Source organism: Streptomyces sp. NPDC104202, from assembly GCF_055584185.1.
Genome location: NZ_JBVJMN010000002.1, coordinates 115,959 through 132,549, shown reverse-complemented (window position 1 = coordinate 132,549; position 16,591 = coordinate 115,959). Strand labels below are relative to the sequence as shown.

Genomic DNA, 16,591 nt, shown 5'->3' with positions numbered 1-16,591 from the left:
ATGCCCGGAACCACGCCGCACCACCCCACAGGAGACGTCTCGCGTGCAGCCCTCCGCCGCCCCGGACCTCGCGGACCTCGCGCACACCGCCGCCCGGCCGGCCCACTGGCTGGCCACCGCCACCGCGACGGCCGCGGTCGTCGCCCTGGCGGGGCTGCTCCAGCCCGGCCCCGCCGGAGCCACCGCCGCCCCGGCCGCCCCGGCTCCCGCACCCGCGCCCGAGGCCGCCGGAGCGGACTACCCCCTCGCGTGCGGGGGAGCGCCGGTGAAGGTCGCGAAGCGCGCCTCCGGGGACCTCGACGGGGACGGGAACCCGGAGACCGTTGCGGTCGTGCACTGCGAAGCCGGCTCCGGCACCCCGCCGCACGCCGTCTACGTGCTGACCCGCGGCAAGGAGAAGGGCGCCCCCGCCCGCGTGGTGGCCACGCTCGTCGGACCCGAGCTCCACCAGAACGTCGGCGCCCTCGCCGTCCGCGACGGCGCGGTCCACGCCACGCTGCTCGGCTACTCGACCCTCGACGTGCCGCGCTGCTGCCCCGACGAGAAGGAGCAGGTCAGCTGGCGCTGGCAGGGCGGTTCCTTCGTACGCTCCGGCGCGGCGGACGCGCGGGGCGTCTGACCCGTCACTCCGCGTCGGGGCCGTACACCTCGACCCCGTCCGCCACCCGGCGCACGTGGATGCAGTCGCCCGGGCACTCCTTCGCGGAGTCCACCACGTCCTGGAGCAGCGGCAGCGGCACCGGGGTGGTCGCGCCCGTGTCCTGGAGGAGCTCGTCGTCGGCGCTCTTCACATAAGCGAGCCCGTCGATGTCGAGCTCGAAGACCTCCGGGGCGTACTGGGCACAGATCCCGTCCCCGGTGCACAGGTCCTGGTCGATCCAGACTTCCAGCGCCCCCTCGGCGCCCGTCGCCGGGGCCTCGTGCTGCACGGTCATATCTCCTGCCGTTTCTGCTTCGCGCGGTAAGTCGGGCCACCCCTGACGGGTGTTGGCCAAAGACGACGATACAACCGCCCGCTTTCAAGCGGTGAAGGGTGGGTATTCCCCTGGCGAGAGGGGAAGCGCAAGGGTGAAGATCGGACACACCCCGGAGTCTTTTTGATCTAGGGGTTTCAATCATCACCCACGCAGGTAGGGTCAGGAAGCGTCCAGCTCCCCCTGGAGGAGGTGAGGACCGTGGCAGCCCACGACGACGACATCAACCGCGGCATCCGGCCCGGGCGAGGGTCTGATGACCCCGCCGGACAGGTTGCCTATCTCGAGCAGGAAATCGCCGTCCTGCGCCGCAAGCTCGCCGACTCTCCGCGCCACACGAGGATTCTCGAAGAGCGGATCGTCGAGCTGCAGACCAGCCTGGCCGGCGTGTCCGCCCAGAACGAAAGACTCGCGAACACGCTCCGTGAGGCGCGCGACCAGATCGTCGCCCTCAAGGAGGAGGTCGACCGGCTCGCACAGCCGCCGGCCGGATTCGGCGTCTTCCTGCAGGCGAACGAGGACGGCACGTGCGACATCTTCACCGGGGGCCGCAAGCTCCGGGTGAACGTGAGCCCCAGCATCGAGCTCGACGAGCTCAGGCGCGGCCAGGAGGTCATGCTCAACGAGGCGCTCAACGTGGTCGAGGCCATGGAGTTCGAGCGCGCCGGCGACATCGTCACCCTCAAGGAGATCCTCGAGGACGGCGAGCGCGCCCTGGTGGTCGGGCACACCGACGAGGAGCGGGTGGTGAGGCTCGCCGAGCCTCTGCTGGACGTCACCATCCGCGCCGGCGACGCCCTGCTGCTGGACTCGCGCTCGGGCTACGTCTACGAGGTGGTCCCCAAGAGCGAGGTCGAGGAACTCGTCCTGGAAGAGGTCCCGGACGTCGACTACGAGAAGATCGGCGGTCTGGGCAACCAGATCGAGCTGATCCGCGACGCGGTCGAGCTGCCGTACCTCTACCCGGACCTGTTCAAGGAGCACGAACTGCGGCCGCCCAAGGGCATCCTGCTCTACGGCCCGCCGGGCTGCGGCAAGACGCTCATCGCGAAGGCCGTGGCGAACTCGCTCGCCAAGAAGGTGGCCGAGGTGACCGGCCAGCCCGCGGGGAAGTCCTACTTCCTCAACATCAAGGGCCCCGAGCTCCTCAACAAGTACGTCGGCGAGACCGAGCGGCACATCCGCCTCGTCTTCCAGCGTGCCCGGGAGAAGGCGAGCGAGGGCACCCCCGTCATCGTCTTCTTCGACGAGATGGAATCCCTCTTCCGCACCCGCGGCTCGGGTGTCAGCTCGGACGTGGAGAACACCATCGTCCCGCAGCTGCTCGCCGAGATCGACGGTGTGGAGGGCCTGGAGAACGTCATCGTCATCGGCGCCTCCAACCGCGAGGACATGATCGACCCCGCGATCCTGCGGCCCGGCCGGCTCGACGTCAAGATCAAGATCGAGCGTCCGGACGCGGAGGCGGCGAAGGACATCTTCGCGAAGTACCTCACGGCGAACCTGCCGCTGCACTCGGACGACATCTCCGAGCACAGCGGTTCCAAGGCCGCCGCGGCCCACGGAATGATCCAGTCGGTCGTCGAGCAGATGTACGCGGAATCCGAGGAGAACCGCTTCCTCGAGGTCACGTACGCCAACGGCGACAAGGAAGTCCTCTACTTCAAGGACTTCAACTCCGGAGCGATGATCCAGAACATCGTCGACCGGGCCAAGAAGATGGCCATCAAGGCCTTCCTCGACCACAACCAGAAGGGCATCCGGGTCTCCCACCTCCTCCAGGCGTGCGTGGACGAGTTCAAGGAGAACGAGGACCTGCCCAACACGACCAACCCCGACGACTGGGCCCGTATCTCCGGAAAGAAGGGCGAGCGGATCGTGTTCATCCGCACCCTCGTCACCGGAAAGCAGGGCGCGGACACCGGACGCTCCATCGACACGGTGGCGAACACCGGTCAGTACCTGTAAAGCGCGAGCCGGCTGCGGATGTCCGGAAACCGGGCATCCGCAGCCGTCGCATTCCGGCAGCTTTTCCCTCGGCAGCCGGGAAATGCCGCAAGTGATCTCCCCACCAGCGCTGAGCCGCTCTAGGCTCTTCGGTAACGCCGAGTCGCGCACTGTGAGCGACGCCGGGCAAGGAGGGCCGCATGACCGTACGGCGAGTAATGGGCATCGAGACGGAGTACGGGATCTCCGTCCCGGGACACCCGAACGCCAATGCCATGCTCACCTCGTCCCAGATCGTCAACGCCTACGCGGCGGCGATGCACCGGGCGCGCCGTGCCCGCTGGGACTTCGAGGAGGAGAACCCGCTGCGGGACGCCCGCGGCTTCGACCTCGCCCGCGAGGTCGCCGACTCCAGCCAGCTCACCGACGAGGACATCGGCCTGGCCAATGTGATCCTCACCAACGGTGCGCGGCTCTACGTGGACCACGCCCACCCCGAGTACAGCTCGCCCGAGGTGACCAACCCGCGCGACGCCGTCCTCTGGGACAAGGCCGGCGAGCGGATCATGGCGGAGGCGGCGGTCCGCGCCGCCCAGCTGCCCGGGGCCCAGCCCATCCACCTCTACAAGAACAACACCGACAACAAGGGCGCGTCCTACGGCACGCACGAGAACTACCTGATGAAGCGGGAGACCCCCTTCTCGGACATCGTGCGCCACCTGACGCCCTTCTTCGTCTCCCGCCAGGTCGTGACCGGCGCGGGGCGGGTGGGCATCGGCCAGGACGGCCGGGAGAACGGCTTCCAGATCAGCCAGCGCGCCGACTACTTCGAGGTCGAGGTCGGCCTGGAGACCACCCTCAAGCGGCCCATCATCAACACCAGGGACGAGCCGCACGCCGACGCCGAGCGCTACCGCCGGCTCCACGTGATCATCGGCGACGCGAACCTGTCGGAGATCTCGACCTACCTCAAGCTGGGCACGACTGCGCTGGTCCTGTCGATGATCGAGGACGGCTTCATCACCGTCGACCTCGCCGTCGACCAGCCGGTGCGCACCCTCCACCACGTCTCGCACGACCCGACCCTGCAGTACCTGGTCACCCTCCGCAGCGGCCGGACGCTCACCGCGGTCCAGCTCCAGATGGAGTACTTCGAGCTGGCCAGGAAGTACGTGGAGGAGCGGTACGGCGCGGACGCGGACGAGCAGACCAAGGACGTCCTCACCCGCTGGGAGGACACGCTCAACCGGCTCGAGAACGACCCGATGAGCCTGGCCGGCGAGCTCGACTGGATCGCCAAGCGGGAGCTCATGGAGGGCTACCGGCGGCGCGACGGCCTGGACTGGGACGCGGCCCGGCTGCACCTGGTGGACCTCCAGTACGCGGACGTGCGCCCCGACAAGGGCCTCTACAACCGCCTGGTGGCCCGCGGGCGCATGAAGCGGCTTCTGGACGACGAGGAGGTGCTGCGGGCCGAGACGGCGCCGCCGGAGGACACCCGGGCCTACTTCCGGGGCCGTTGCCTGGAGCAGTACGCCGACGACGTGGCGGCCGCCTCCTGGGACTCGGTGATCTTCGACCTGCCCGGCCGCGACTCGCTCCAGCGCGTTCCCACGATGGAACCGCTGCGCGGCACCAAGGCCCATGTGAAATCGCTGCTGGACCGCTGCCGGACGGCGGAGGAACTCGTCCGCGTGCTTTCCGGCGGGTGAAACGGTGGCCCGGTTCGGGCCTGAAATACCCGGGCGCTGGGAATCATGGAATCAGTGCCCGGACGTTGACGAAACCGCGGGGCCGAAGTCGGGCCCGCGCTATAGGGTCTGATCTTGTAAGGACTCGACCGAGCGGGCCGAATCGAGCGGGGTGAGGGATATGGCGACCAAGGACACCGGCGGCGGACAGCAGAAGGCGACGCGTTCCACGGAGGAGGTCGAGGAGACCACCACGGAGGCGAGCTCCGACCTCCAGGAGCGCCAGGAGAAGCTGAGCGAGGACGTGGACTCCGTCCTGGACGAGATCGACGACGTGCTCGAGGAGAACGCCGAGGACTTCGTGCGCTCGTTCGTTCAGAAGGGCGGCCAGTAGCCGCCTCGCGCGCCTGTCGTCTCCGTCCCCGGAGCCCCGGAGAAAGCCGTGGGCCCGGGGACGGATGACAGGCGGTGGCACGGGTATGGTCCGTGCACAGCAACCAAGATCGCCCCGCGCCTCCCGAGGCGGGCGACTCTCCCACCCGGAAGGAATCGCGTGGAAGCCAACCCTCGTAGCACCGGGCGTCTGCCGGCGGCCTTCCTGACGCCGGGGTCGTCCTCGTTCATGGACTTCCTGGCCGACCACTCGCCGGAGATGCTCCCGGGCAACCGGAAGCTCCCGGAGGGCATCGTCGAGGCGCCGCACGGCACCACCATCGTGGCGGCGACGTTCGCCGGCGGGGTCGTCCTCGCCGGTGACCGGCGGGCCACCATGGGCAACATGATCGCGCAGCGGGACATCGAGAAGGTGTTCCCGGCGGACGAGTACTCCGCCGTCGGCATCGCCGGCACCGCCGGACTCGCGGTGGAGATGGTCAAGCTGTTCCAGCTGGAGCTGGAGCACTTCGAGAAGGTGGAGGGCGCGACGCTCTCCCTGGAGGGCAAGGCGAACCGTCTCTCCACCATGATCCGGGGCAACCTCGGCATGGCCATGCAGGGGCTCGCCGTCGTGCCGCTCTTCGCGGGCTGGGACGAGGGCCGGGAGAAGGGCCGGATCTTCTCCTACGACGTGACCGGCGGCCGCTCCGAGGAGCACGGATACGCCGCCACGGGCTCCGGCTCGATCTTCGCCCGCGGGTCGATGAAGAAGCTGTACCGCGCCGACCTCACCGAGGAGCAGGCCACCACGCTGGTGGTCCAGGCGCTGTACGACGCGGCGGACGACGACTCGGCGACCGGCGGCCCGGACATGGCGCGCAGGATCTTCCCGATCGTCACCGTCATCACCGAGGAGGGCTTCCGCAGGCTCAGCGAGGCCGAGTCCTCCGACCTGGCCCGGTCGGTCACCGAGCGGCGTCTGGAGCAGCCCGACGGGCCGCGCGCCGCCCTTCTCTGACCGCTCACCGCCCGCAGTAGCCCTTCAGACCGGAAGAAAGGGACGGTAGCCGGTGTCCACGCCGTTCTATGTCTCACCCCAGCAGGCCATGGCCGACCGGGCCGAGTACGCCCGCAAGGGCATCGCCCGAGGCCGCAGCCTCGTCGTCCTCCAGTACACGGACGGCATCGTCTTCGTCGGCGAGAACCCGTCGCGCGCACTCCACAAGTTCAGCGAGATCTACGACCGGATCGGCTTCGCCGCGGCCGGCAAGTACAACGAGTACGAGAACCTCCGCATCGGCGGCGTCCGCTACGCCGACCTGCGGGGCTACACCTACGACCGGGACGACGTGACCGCGCGCGGCCTGGCCAACGTCTACGCCCAGACGCTCGGCACGATCTTCTCCAGCGCGGGGGAGAAGCCCTACGAGGTCGAGCTCGTCGTCGCCGAGGTCGGCACCGAGCCGGACGGCGACCAGATCTACCGGCTGCCCCACGACGGCTCGATCGTGGACGAGCACGGCTCGGTCGCGGTCGGCGGCAACGCGGAGCAGATCAGCTCCTTCCTCGACCAGCGGCACCGGGACGGCATGTCCCTGGCCGAGGCCCTGAAGCTGGCCGTGCAGGCGCTCTCGCGGGACACCAACGGCACCGAGCGGGAGATCCCCGCGGAGCGGCTGGAGGTGGCGGTCCTGGACCGCACGCGTCCGCAGCAGCGCAAGTTCAAGCGGATCGTCGGCCGTCAGCTGTCCCGTCTCCTGGAGGCGGACAACGCGGCGGCGGCGAAGACCGACGAGCCCTCGGACGAGGCGCCCGAGGAGTAGTCACCTCCGTCCCCGAGGGGCCCCGGTCCACGGACCGGGGCCCCTCGGGCGCGTCCGGGGTTCGGCCGTCTCCGCCTCCCGGCGGGGCGGGCCGGACCCCGAGAGGCTCAGACGGCCGGTGCCGGGCCCGAGGAGCCCCGTGCGACGAGCGAGACGGGCAGCGTGGCCGGAGCGACCCTGTCGCCCGCCAGGACGGCGAGGAGCGCCTCCATGCCCCGCCGGCCGAACTCCTCGGCGGGCAGCCGGACGGTGGTCAGCTCCGGCTCGACCGCGGACGCGAGCGACAGGTCGTCGAAGCCGGTGATCGACAGGTCCTCCGGGACCCGCAGCCCCAGCCGGCGGGCGACCTTCGCCACGCCGACCGCCAGGATGTCGTCGTCACAGACCACGGCCGTGGGCCGGGGGCCGGGGGCGTCGAAGGCCCGGGCGGCGGCCTCCCGCGCCCCGGCGACGGTCAGGGGCGCCCGTACCGTCCGCAGCTCCGTCCCGCGCAGGGCGTCGGCGAGGGCGGCGGCCCGGACGTCGAAGGTCCAGGACGGCACGGCCGACGCCAGGTGCAGAAAGCGCCGGTGGCCGAGCGCCCGCAGGTGTTCGGTGACCCTCCGCATGCCGTCGGCGACGTCGAGGTTCACATGGGCCGAGGCCGCCGGGTCGGACGGATCGCTGTCGAGCATCACCAGCGGCAGCTCGGTCCCGCGGAGGGCGCCGAGCGCGTCCGCCGCCATGGAGGAGGCGATGACCCCGTCCAGGGCGGCCTGGGCGGAGGCGAACGGGTCGCGGGCGGGGCCGACGCCGTCGGGGGAGGGGTAGAGGACGACGCCGAAGCCGTGCCGGGCGGCCACGGCGGCCGCGCCGGTGTGGACGTGGGCGAAGAACTCGTTGGTCAGGGCCGGCACGACGAGCAGGGCCGTGCGGGTACGGCCGAGCCGCAGGTTCCGGGCGGCGAGGTTGGGCCGGTAGCCCAGCTCGCGGGCGGCCTCGCGAACCGTCTCCGCCGTGCGCTCGGAGACCCGGCCGCGCCACTTGTCGCCCAGCACGAGGGAGACGGTGGCCTGGGAGACGCCCGCCACACGGGCCACGTCCCGGCTGGTCGGCCGGGCGCCTCCGGCGGCGGGTTCGTGGATCTGCACGGCTGGCCTCCGCGTGGCACGCTGGTCGGGATCGCTGGGGGCGGGGTGGACCCGCGTCCCGCCGACATGGTACGTATGACCGGTAACGTTATACGTAAAACCTCGGCGGGATTCCGAGGTGAGGGGAGAGCGGACATGGCCACCGAGGCCCCCGCGCACGGCGGCTATCTCGACATACTCCGGGCGCCGCACGCCGCCCGGCTGCTCACCGGCACGCTCGTCGGGCGCCTGCCCAACGGCACCGGACCCATCGCCATGACCCTGTTCGTGCGGGACCAGGGCGGCAGCTACACCCTGGCCGGCGGCCTGATCGCCGCCTACGGCGTGGCCAACGCCGTCGGGCAGCCGCTCCTCGGCCGCGCCGTCGACCTCAAGGGCCAGCCCCGCGTCCAGCTGCCCGCCGCGGTCCTCTCGGCGCTCGGCATGGCCCTCTTCGCCCTCACCGGCATCGGCCACCTCGCCGTGGCCTACGTCGCCGTCGTGCTCGCCGGCCTCTTCACCCCGCCGCTGGAGGGCGGACTGCGCGCCCTGTGGCCGAGCGTCCTGGGCCGCGAGGACCGCGTCCACCGCGCGTACGCCCTGGACGCGGTCGCCCAGGAGGTCATGTTCACCGTCGGCCCGCTGCTGGTGACGCTCCTCGTCGCCGTGTGGTCGCCCGCCGCCGCCCTGGTCGTCATCAACGTCCTGGGGGTGCTCGGCGCCCTCGCCGTCGTCCTCTCCGAGCCCTCCCGGACCTGGCGCTCCGCCACCCGCGAGGCCCACTGGCTGGGCGCCCTGCGCTCGCCCGGGCTGCTCGCCCTCCTCGGCTCCTTCTTCTTCGTCGGCCTCGCCCTCGGCTCCATCACCGTCGCCGCCGTCGCCTACGCCGACGACCGGGGCACCCCTTCCGTCTACGGCTGGCTGATGGCCGCCCTCGGCCTCGGCGCCCTCCTCGGCGGCACCGTCTACGGCGCCCGGCAGTGGGCCGGCGCGCCCGAACGGCGGCTGCGGGTCCTCGTGCTGCTCCTCGCGGTCTGCTACCTGCCGCTGATGCTGACGCCCGGCCCCGTTGCCATGACCGGCCTCTCCGTCCTCTCCGGCCTCTTCCTCGCCCCGGTCCTCGCCTGCGCCTTCATCGTGGTCGACCGGCACGCTCCGCGCGGCACCGTCACCGAGGCCTTCTCGTGGCTCGTCACCACCTTCGGGGTCGGCGCGGCCCTCGGTTCCGCGGTCGCCGGACCCGCGGTCGAACTGGCCGGGACGGTCGCGGGTTTCGCCGTGGCGGGCGTGGGCGGCCTCGTCGCGCTGCTCGTCCTGGTCGCCACCGGGCGCGTCCTCACCGTCCCCGTGTCCCCCGGCACGCCCGGCGACACCGTGCGACACGCCGGAGCGGACGCGGTCCCCGCCGCCGTACACACGGAAAAGAACGCGCACTGATCGGAAAATGATCGAAACGGGAACGCCCAACCCGGTTTCAGCACAGGCCGTCAGGCGTAATGTTCAGACATGGACCGCCGCATTTTCGGGCTGGAGAACGAGTACGGCGTCACGTGCACGTTCAGGGGACAGCGCCGACTGTCTCCTGACGAAGTGGCGCGCTACCTCTTCCGCCGTGTCGTGTCATGGGGCCGCAGCAGCAATGTCTTCCTGCGGAACGGCGCCCGCCTGTACCTCGACGTGGGATCGCATCCGGAATACGCCACACCGGAATGCGACAACGTGACCGAACTGGTCACCCACGACAAGGCCGGCGAGCGCATTCTCGAGGGCCTGCTCGTCGACGCCGAACGCCGCCTGCACGAGGAGGGAATCGCCGGCGACGTCTACCTCTTCAAGAACAACACCGACTCGGCCGGAAACTCCTACGGCTGCCACGAGAACTATCTCGTCGCCCGCCACGGGGAGTTCTCCCGGCTCGCGGACATCCTCATTCCCTTCCTGGTGACCCGGCAGCTCATCTGCGGCGCGGGAAAGGTCCTCCAGACCCCGCGGGGCGCCGTGTTCTGCGTCTCCCAGCGCGCCGAGCACATCTGGGAGGGCGTCAGCTCCGCCACCACCCGCTCCCGGCCCATCATCAACACGAGGGACGAGCCGCACGCCGACGCCGAGCGCTACCGCCGGCTCCACGTCATCGTCGGCGACTCGAACATGTCGGAGACGACCATGCTGCTCAAGGTCGGCGCCACCGACCTGGTGCTCCGCATGATCGAGGCCGGCACCGTGATGCGCGACCTGACCCTGGAGAACCCCATCCGGGCCATCCGCGAGGTCAGCCACGACATCACGGGCCAGCGCAAGGTCCGGCTCGCCAGCGGCCGTGAGGCCTCCGCCCTGGAGGTCCAGCGCGAGTACTACGAGAAGGCCGTGGACTTCGTCGACCGCCGCGGCATCCGCTCCGGCACCGTCGCCCAGGTCCTGGAGCTGTGGGGCCGCACCCTTGACGCGATCGAGAGCGAGCGGCTCGACCGCATCGAGACCGAGATCGACTGGGTCATGAAGCACCGGCTCATCGAGCGCTACCGGGCCAAGCACAACATGACCATGTCGAACCCCCGGGTCGCGCAGATAGACCTCGCCTACCACGACATCCACCGCCGTCGTGGGCTCTACTACCTGCTCCAGAAGAACGGGCAGGCGGCGCGGATCTGCAACGACCTGAAGATCTTCGAGGGCAAGTCGGTGCCCCCGCAGACCACCCGTGCCCGGCTCCGCGGCGACTTCATCCGCCGCGCCCAGGAGCAGCGCAGGGACTTCACCGTCGACTGGGTGCACCTCAAGCTCAACGACCAGGCCCAGCGCACCGTGTTGTGCAAGGACCCGTTCCGCTCCGTCGACGACCGGGTGGAAAAGCTGATCGCCGGGATGTAGGACCAGGTCGTACGCGCCCGAGGGCCCCGCACGTCTCACGTGCGGGGCCCTCCTGCTGACAGGAGGGTCCTCAGGGGGTGCCGGGCGTCGCGAGCCCGGCGTGAGCGGCGGGACACCCCCTAGAGTGTCGGCACCACTACTGTGCCGTCTGAGATCTGAGGAACACGTGCGCCGACTTGCCGGCCTTCTCGTCGTCCCGCTGCTGCTGCTCTCCACAGCGGCGTGCGGCAGCGACGACAAGGGCTCCGATTCCGCATCGATGAAGAACGGGCTGCCCGCCATCACCGCGGGGGAGAAGTTCGGGGAGAAGCCGACCCTCTCCAAGGGCGAGGGCGACCCGCCCAAGGAACTGAAGGTCAACGTCATCAGCGAGGGCACGGGCCCGGTGACGAAGAAGGGCGACGCGCTCCAGGTCAACTACCTGGGTCAGGCGTGGGACTCCACCACCCCCTTCGACAACAGCTTCGACCGCGGCCAGCCGTTCGACCTCACGCTGGGCGCCGGTCAGGTCATCAAGGGCTGGGACCAGGGCCTGGAGGGCCAGAAGGTCGGCAGCCGCATCGAGATCGGCATCCCGCCGGAGCTCGGCTACGGCGCGCAGGGTCAGGGCGACATCAAGCCCAACGCCACCCTCGTCTTCGTCGTGGACATCCTGAAGGCCGTCACCATCCCGAAGTCCGCCACCGGCACCCCGGTCGCCCAGGACAACAAGGACCTGCCCAAGGTCGGCACCAACACCGACGGCAAGGCCCCCTCGCTGACGGTCCCCAAGGTCGACCCGCCGACCAAGCTCGTCTCGAACTACGTGCTGGAGTCCGACGGCGCGGCCGTCAAGGCCACCGACACCGTCGTCGTGAACTACGTCGCCGCCCTCTGGAAGGACGGCAAGGTCTTCGACTCGACGTACACCACCGGCAAGCCCGCCAACTTCCCGCTGGAGCAGCTCACGCTGAAGGGCCTCAAGAACGGCCTCGTCGGCAAGAAGCTCGGCAGCCGCGTCCTCATCGTCGCCCCGCCGTCCGAGGCCTTCGGCAACGAGGAGAAGCAGGGCATTCCGAAGAACTCCACGCTGGTGTTCGTCGTCGACATCCTGACGAAGATGTAAGACTGTCCCGATCGAGCAGTTCATCAGTACGAGGAGCAATTCCGTGAGCATCGAGAAGCCCGAGATCGACTTCCCGGGTGGCGAGCCGCCGAAGGACCTGGAGATCAAGGACATCTGGGAGGGTGACGGAGACGTCGCCGCCGCCGGTGACTTCGTCAAGGTCCACTACGTGGGCGTGGCCTTCTCCACCGGCGAGGAGTTCGACGCCTCCTGGAACCGCGGCACGCCGCTCGACTTCAACCTCGGCGCCGGCCAGGTCATCCAGGGCTGGGACCAGGGTGTCCAGGGCATGAAGGTCGGCGGCCGCCGCCAGCTGGTCATCCCCGCGCACCTCGCCTACGGCGACCGCGGCGCCGGCGGCGCGATCGCCCCGGGCGAGACGCTGATCTTCGTCTGCGACCTCGTGGGCGTCGCCAAGCGCTGACCCGCGCGCACCCGGCCGTACCCGGTCGCTCCGAGGCCCCCGTCCACCGTGACGGGGGCCTCGGCTTTGGCCGCGACACCCCGGGGCGGTACGGTCGGACGTCCGAGAAGTGGATCCGCGGAAGAGGTGCAGGGCGTCGATGGCGATTGCCAAGTCCGAGCGGCTGATGAATCTCGCGCTGTGCCTGCTCGGGACGCGCCGTCCGCTGAGCAAGCGTGAACTGCGCGGGTCCATCGAGGCCTATCTCGAAGCCGCGGGCGACGACGCCTTCAACCGGATGTTCGAGCGCGACAAGGACGACCTGCGCGAGCTCGGCCTGGTCATCGAGACCGTCGAGAACCTGGAGGGCGAGATCGGCTACCTCGCCCGCCGCGACTCCAACACGCTGCCGCCCATCACCCTCGACGTCGAGGAGGCCGCCGCGCTCGGCCTGGCCGCCAAGGTCTGGCAGCAGGCCCGCCTCGCCGGCGCCGCCAGCGGCGCCCTCCAGAAGCTCCGCGCCGCCGGCATGCCGGAGGCGGAGGACTCCTACGACACCCAGCCCAGCGCCCTCGAACCGCGTATCCCGGTCCACGAGGCGGCCTTCGAGCCGCTCATGCTGGCCTGCCGCGACCGGCGCCCCGTCGTCTTCGACTACCGCAAGGCCAACGCCGCCCGCCCCGAGACCCGCCAGGTCGAGCCCTGGACCCTCGAATGCTGGCGCGGCCACTGGTACCTCGCCGGCTGGGACCGCGAGCGCGGCGCCGAGCGCGTCTTCCGCCTCTCCCGGATCACCGGCAAGGTCCGCTCCCGGGCCGGCGCTTTCACCGCGCCCGTGCCCGACGTCGTCACCGTCCGCGAGACCGTCGAGACCTGGGCCGGCGAGACCGCCACCCGCTCCGCCCGGATCCGGCTGCGCGCCGGCTGCGGCTACCCGCTGCGGGCCCGCGCCCTGTCCGCGCGCGAGGGCGCCGACGGCTGGGACGAGCTGGAGATCCCGTACGGCCACGGGCTCGACGCCTGGCTGGTCGAGTTCGGACCGGACGTGGTCGTCCAGGAGCCCGCCGATCTGCGGGCCGACGTGGTGGACCGGCTGCGCGCCGTGGCCAAGGGCTGAGGGGGAGACGAACCGCATGGCTGCCAACGCGATCGACCAGACGAGGCGGATGCTCTCCCTCGTCACCTACCTCCGCGAGCGCCCCGGCGCCCACGTCGCCGACGTGGCCCGCGCCTTCGGGATCACCGAGGACGAGCTGATCTCCGACCTGGACGTGCTGCCCATGTGCGGCACCAGCTTCCGGGGCGGCGACCTGCTCGACATCGACACCGACGGCGACCGGATCTGGTGGCGCAACCCCAGCGCGCTCAGCGCGGACGCCGCCGCGCCGCTGCGCCTCGCCGCCGACGAGGCGACCGCCCTCCTCGTCGCCGCCCGCGCCGTCGCCACCCTGCCCGGGCTCCGGGAGGGCGACCGCGACGCCCTGCTGCGCGCCACCGCCAAGCTGGAGGCCGCGGCCGGCGAGGCCGCCGGAGCCAGCTCCCGGCTCTCGGTCACCTTCGAGTCCGAGGGCGGCGTCTTCGCCGAGGTCGACCGGGCCATCTCCGAACGCCGCCGGCTCTGGGTGCGCTACTACTCGCCCGCCCGCGACGAGCTCACCGAGCGCGAGGTCGAGCCGATCCGCCTCTTCGCCGTCGGCCACACCTACATGGAGGCGTGGTGCCGGCTCTCCGAGGCGCGCCGCACCTTCCGGCTCGACCGGGTCGTCGAGATCCGCATCCTCGACGAGCACGCCGCGCCGCCCGAGCTGGAGCTGCGCGACCTCTCCGAGGGGCTGGTCCAGCCGTCCGCCGACGACCCCGAGGTCGTGGTCGAGGTCGGCCCCGGTGGCCGCTGGGTCGCCGAGTACTACCCGCACGACCGAGCCGACGAGCTGCCCGACGGGGGCCTGCGGATCACCCTGCGGACGCCCGACCCCGCCTCCCTGCGCCGGCTCGCGCTCCGGCTGGGCAGCGACGGACGGATCGTCGCCCCCGCTGACCTCGCCGACAGCGCGAGGACGGCCGCCGCCGCCGCGCTCGCCGCGTACGAGGGCGCCTGAGGCCCCGTCCCCGGGCGGGAGGCGTCGCCGGTGCGTGACGTTCCCCGCCCGGGCGACGCTGTTACTGACGTGGTGACATGACGACGTGGTGACATGACGGATCCGGCGGCGCGGACGCCACCGGAGGGCGGGACCGCCGGGCCCGCGGGCCACCGGCGGCCGCGTGCGGGAGACGGGGACACGGACCGCCGGGCGGCCGTGGACGGGAAGCGGGCGAAGTGAGGGAGATGTCGGTGACGCACGGTCTGACGGCCACGGTGGCCCCGGTCCTCTTCAAGGCGGCCTGCCCCGACTGCCGCTCCCGGTTCGAGCTCTCCGCCGGCGCCCTGCGGCTCGCCATCGGCGCCAGCCGGCGCACCACCTTCTACTCCTTCACCTGCCCCGAGTGCGGCAACTCCGTCCGCAAGCCCGCCGGCGAGCGGATCGTCGAGCTCCTCACCGGCGGCGGGGTGCGCACCCTGCGCCTCCACACGACCGTCTGAGTAGGCTCGGCACATGTTCTGGCCCATGCTCGCCATCGCCCTCGGTTTTCTCGGTGTCGCCGTCCTCGGCGTCCTCGGCATCAAGGTCTTCCTCGAAGTCCAGCGCCTCGGCCGTCAGGTGGCGCACACCACAGAACGGATCAATCGGGCGGCCGGAGAGCTGGAGGACGCGGCCGCCGACCTGGCCCGCACGGGCGAGACCCTGCGCTGAACCCGTGCCGTACCCTGCATGAAGACGCCCTTGAGGGGGCTCGTTCGACGAAATCGGGAGTATGCAAGGGCATTGCCCTGCGTTTACTCCTGCGGGTTACGATCGCAGGCAGCGCGGTGGCCGGACGGACGTCCGACCCGCCGGGCACGCACTCCATGTCTCCTCGGTGAAGAAGGTAAACAGCTATGGGTAGGCTCGGCCCCACCGAGATCATTCTGATCCTCGTCGTGATCATCCTTCTGTTCGGCGCCAAGAAGCTCCCGGACATGGCCCGCTCCCTGGGCAAGTCGGCCCGCATCCTCAAGAGCGAGGCCAAGGCGATGAAGTCGGACGACCAGCAGAGCGCGCCCGCCGACCCGCCGCAGGCCGGTGCCACGGACCCGCAGCCCGCGCCGCGCACGATCCAGGCCGCCCCCGGCGACGTGACCAGCTCGCGTCCCGTGGCCGAGCCCTCGGACACCACCAAGCGCTGACCCGGTCCGCCGCAGCCGCCGCACCGGGCGGCGGCTGCCGCACGAGATGAGGACGTGGGTTGCCCAAGTCTGCCCGCAAGCAGGAGAAGGATCCCGAGGGCCGGATGCCCCTCGTGGAGCACCTGCGTGAACTCCGCAACCGCCTGGCGAAGGGTCTCCTCGCCATCGCCGCGGTGACGATCGTCGCCCTCGCCTACAGCGAGGAGCTGATGCAGTTCCTGACGAAGTCGGTGCCCACCTGCGCCAAGGGCGTCACCAGCGACGGCGGCAACTGCGCGATCGTCTCCTTCAACACGCTGATGGCCCCCTTCAGCACGACGATCCAGCTGTCGCTGACGGCGGGCCTCGTCGTCGCGAGCCCGGTCTGGCTCTACCAGCTGTGGGCGTTCGTCGCGCCCGGGCTGCACAAGAACGAGAAGAAGTACACGTACGCCTTCGTGGGCGCGGCCGTGCCGCTCTTCGCTGCCGGCGCCTACCTCGCGTACCTCATCCTCCCCGTCAGCGTGAAGGTCCTCATCAGCCTCACGCCGAGCGGCTCCGCGAACATCCTGTCGCTGAACGACGTCCTCGACTTCACCCTGCGCATGGTGCTCGTCTTCGGCCTCGCCTTCGAGCTCCCCCTCGTCCTGGTGATGCTGAACCTCACCGGTGTCCTCACCGGCCGCCGGATGGCCGGCTGGTGGCGCGGCGTGATCATGGGCGTGTTCGTCTTCGGCGCCGTGATCACCCCGACCACGGACCCGGTCGGCATGATCGCCCTCGCCGGGCCGATCACGATCCTGTACTTCGGAGCCGTCGGCTTCTCGCTCCTCAACGACCGGCGACGCCGACGCGCGAACCCCGACGCGGAGCTCGACGACGACGAGGCGTCCGCGCTGGACCTCACCCCCGAGAGGGTCGGCGCCGTCGAACCCGTCCCCGCCGCCCGCGCCCTGCCCGAGCAGGCCACCGGCGAACCGGGCGGGTCCGCCGCCCAGCGGCTCAACGGCTACGACGACATCACCTGATCCCGAGCACGGCGGATCCCCCCG

The 16,591-nt window shown here is 70.9% G+C and carries 18 protein-coding genes; 16 read left to right on the top strand and 2 right to left on the bottom strand.

Going from position 1 to position 16,591, the window contains the following annotated elements; genetic code table 11:
• Window positions 1-43: 43 nt before the first annotated feature.
• Window positions 44-619 carry a hypothetical protein gene (locus ACZ60W_RS01935; RefSeq protein ID WP_469753373.1) on the top strand — a complete coding sequence of 192 codons (576 nt, stop codon included), beginning with the start codon at window positions 44-46 and terminating at the stop codon, window positions 617-619.
• Window positions 620-623: 4 nt separating this feature from the next.
• Here ACZ60W_RS01935 and ACZ60W_RS01930 read toward each other — a convergent pair whose 3' ends face one another.
• Window positions 624-935 (bottom strand): ferredoxin, encoded by a 312-nt coding sequence (locus ACZ60W_RS01930; protein WP_469753372.1) that lies wholly within the window; start codon window positions 933-935, stop codon window positions 624-626.
• A gap of 240 nt (window positions 936-1,175) precedes the next feature.
• Between ACZ60W_RS01930 and arc the strand changes: the two genes are divergently transcribed.
• From arc to prcA, 5 genes are all read left to right on the top strand, one after another.
• A complete protein-coding gene (arc, locus tag ACZ60W_RS01925) occupies window positions 1,176-2,942 on the top strand; it encodes a proteasome ATPase (protein WP_469753371.1) in 1,767 nt (588 codons plus the stop codon).
• A gap of 179 nt (window positions 2,943-3,121) precedes the next feature.
• A complete protein-coding gene (gene dop / locus ACZ60W_RS01920) occupies window positions 3,122-4,633 on the top strand; it encodes a depupylase/deamidase Dop (protein WP_469753370.1) in 1,512 nt (503 codons plus the stop codon).
• A gap of 160 nt (window positions 4,634-4,793) precedes the next feature.
• Window positions 4,794-5,006, top strand: coding sequence for a ubiquitin-like protein Pup (locus tag ACZ60W_RS01915; protein WP_053194491.1), 213 nt, complete (start codon window positions 4,794-4,796; stop codon window positions 5,004-5,006).
• A 159-nt stretch (window positions 5,007-5,165) separates the two neighbouring features.
• Window positions 5,166-6,005: a proteasome subunit beta gene (gene prcB, locus ACZ60W_RS01910; RefSeq protein WP_469753369.1), complete on the top strand. Its 840-nt coding sequence runs from the start codon at window positions 5,166-5,168 to the stop codon at window positions 6,003-6,005.
• A 52-nt stretch (window positions 6,006-6,057) separates the two neighbouring features.
• Window positions 6,058-6,810: a proteasome subunit alpha gene (prcA, locus tag ACZ60W_RS01905; protein WP_469753368.1), complete on the top strand. Its 753-nt coding sequence runs from the start codon at window positions 6,058-6,060 to the stop codon at window positions 6,808-6,810.
• Between the two features lie 107 nt (window positions 6,811-6,917).
• Here the strand turns inward: prcA and ACZ60W_RS01900 are convergent, their stop codons facing one another.
• Window positions 6,918-7,940: a LacI family DNA-binding transcriptional regulator gene (locus tag ACZ60W_RS01900; RefSeq protein WP_469753367.1), complete on the bottom strand. Its 1,023-nt coding sequence runs from the start codon at window positions 7,938-7,940 to the stop codon at window positions 6,918-6,920.
• Window positions 7,941-8,075: 135 nt separating this feature from the next.
• On the opposite strand from ACZ60W_RS01900, the gene ACZ60W_RS01895 reads away from it, so the two are divergent.
• The 10 genes from ACZ60W_RS01895 (at window position 8,076) to tatC (ending at window position 16,567) form a co-directional block, all read left to right on the top strand.
• The gene (locus ACZ60W_RS01895; RefSeq protein ID WP_469753366.1) at window positions 8,076-9,356 is read left to right on the top strand and encodes an MFS transporter; all 1,281 of its coding nucleotides are present in this window, start codon (window positions 8,076-8,078) and stop codon (window positions 9,354-9,356) included.
• A 69-nt stretch (window positions 9,357-9,425) separates the two neighbouring features.
• Window positions 9,426-10,787 carry a Pup--protein ligase gene (gene pafA / locus ACZ60W_RS01890; protein WP_033204999.1) on the top strand — a complete coding sequence of 454 codons (1,362 nt, stop codon included), beginning with the start codon at window positions 9,426-9,428 and terminating at the stop codon, window positions 10,785-10,787.
• 166 nt (window positions 10,788-10,953) lie between these two features.
• Window positions 10,954-11,892: an FKBP-type peptidyl-prolyl cis-trans isomerase gene (locus ACZ60W_RS01885; RefSeq protein ID WP_469753365.1), complete on the top strand. Its 939-nt coding sequence runs from the start codon at window positions 10,954-10,956 to the stop codon at window positions 11,890-11,892.
• 43 nt (window positions 11,893-11,935) lie between these two features.
• Window positions 11,936-12,316 carry an FKBP-type peptidyl-prolyl cis-trans isomerase gene (locus ACZ60W_RS01880; protein WP_366303808.1) on the top strand — a complete coding sequence of 127 codons (381 nt, stop codon included), beginning with the start codon at window positions 11,936-11,938 and terminating at the stop codon, window positions 12,314-12,316.
• Between the two features lie 139 nt (window positions 12,317-12,455).
• On the top strand, window positions 12,456-13,412 hold the full coding sequence (locus ACZ60W_RS01875) for a helix-turn-helix transcriptional regulator (protein ID WP_469753364.1): 957 nt from the start codon (window positions 12,456-12,458) through the stop codon (window positions 13,410-13,412).
• 16 nt (window positions 13,413-13,428) lie between these two features.
• Window positions 13,429-14,394 (top strand): helix-turn-helix transcriptional regulator, encoded by a 966-nt coding sequence (locus ACZ60W_RS01870; RefSeq protein ID WP_469753363.1) that lies wholly within the window; start codon window positions 13,429-13,431, stop codon window positions 14,392-14,394.
• A 227-nt stretch (window positions 14,395-14,621) separates the two neighbouring features.
• Complete coding sequence (locus ACZ60W_RS01865) at window positions 14,622-14,876, top strand: hypothetical protein (protein WP_469753362.1); 255 nt, start codon at window positions 14,622-14,624, stop codon at window positions 14,874-14,876.
• A 13-nt stretch (window positions 14,877-14,889) separates the two neighbouring features.
• Window positions 14,890-15,087: a hypothetical protein gene (locus ACZ60W_RS01860; RefSeq protein ID WP_469753361.1), complete on the top strand. Its 198-nt coding sequence runs from the start codon at window positions 14,890-14,892 to the stop codon at window positions 15,085-15,087.
• A gap of 185 nt (window positions 15,088-15,272) precedes the next feature.
• A complete protein-coding gene (gene tatA / locus ACZ60W_RS01855; RefSeq protein ID WP_469753360.1) occupies window positions 15,273-15,560 on the top strand; it encodes a Sec-independent protein translocase subunit TatA in 288 nt (95 codons plus the stop codon).
• A 104-nt stretch (window positions 15,561-15,664) separates the two neighbouring features.
• Window positions 15,665-16,567, top strand: a complete 903-nt coding sequence (gene tatC, locus ACZ60W_RS01850) for a twin-arginine translocase subunit TatC (RefSeq protein WP_469753488.1) — start codon at window positions 15,665-15,667, stop codon at window positions 16,565-16,567.
• Window positions 16,568-16,591: the final 24 nt, after the last annotated feature.

Excerpts from the sequence above, each read along its gene's own strand:
- ACZ60W_RS01930 (WP_469753372.1), bottom strand. The coding sequence starts at position 935 with ATGACCGTGCAGCACGAGGCCCCGGCGACGGGCGCCGAGGGGGCGCTG.
- dop (WP_469753370.1), top strand. The coding sequence starts at position 3,122 with ATGACCGTACGGCGAGTAATGGGCATCGAGACGGAGTACGGGATCTCC.
- ACZ60W_RS01915 (WP_053194491.1), top strand. The coding sequence starts at position 4,794 with ATGGCGACCAAGGACACCGGCGGCGGACAGCAGAAGGCGACGCGTTCC.
- ACZ60W_RS01895 (WP_469753366.1), top strand. The coding sequence starts at position 8,076 with ATGGCCACCGAGGCCCCCGCGCACGGCGGCTATCTCGACATACTCCGG.
- pafA (WP_033204999.1), top strand. The coding sequence starts at position 9,426 with ATGGACCGCCGCATTTTCGGGCTGGAGAACGAGTACGGCGTCACGTGC.
- ACZ60W_RS01875 (WP_469753364.1), top strand. The coding sequence starts at position 12,456 with ATGGCGATTGCCAAGTCCGAGCGGCTGATGAATCTCGCGCTGTGCCTG.
- ACZ60W_RS01870 (WP_469753363.1), top strand. The coding sequence starts at position 13,429 with ATGGCTGCCAACGCGATCGACCAGACGAGGCGGATGCTCTCCCTCGTC.
- ACZ60W_RS01865 (WP_469753362.1), top strand. The coding sequence starts at position 14,622 with ATGTCGGTGACGCACGGTCTGACGGCCACGGTGGCCCCGGTCCTCTTC.
- ACZ60W_RS01860 (WP_469753361.1), top strand. The coding sequence starts at position 14,890 with ATGTTCTGGCCCATGCTCGCCATCGCCCTCGGTTTTCTCGGTGTCGCC.
- tatA (WP_469753360.1), top strand. The coding sequence starts at position 15,273 with ATGGGTAGGCTCGGCCCCACCGAGATCATTCTGATCCTCGTCGTGATC.
- tatC (WP_469753488.1), top strand. The coding sequence starts at position 15,665 with ATGCCCCTCGTGGAGCACCTGCGTGAACTCCGCAACCGCCTGGCGAAG.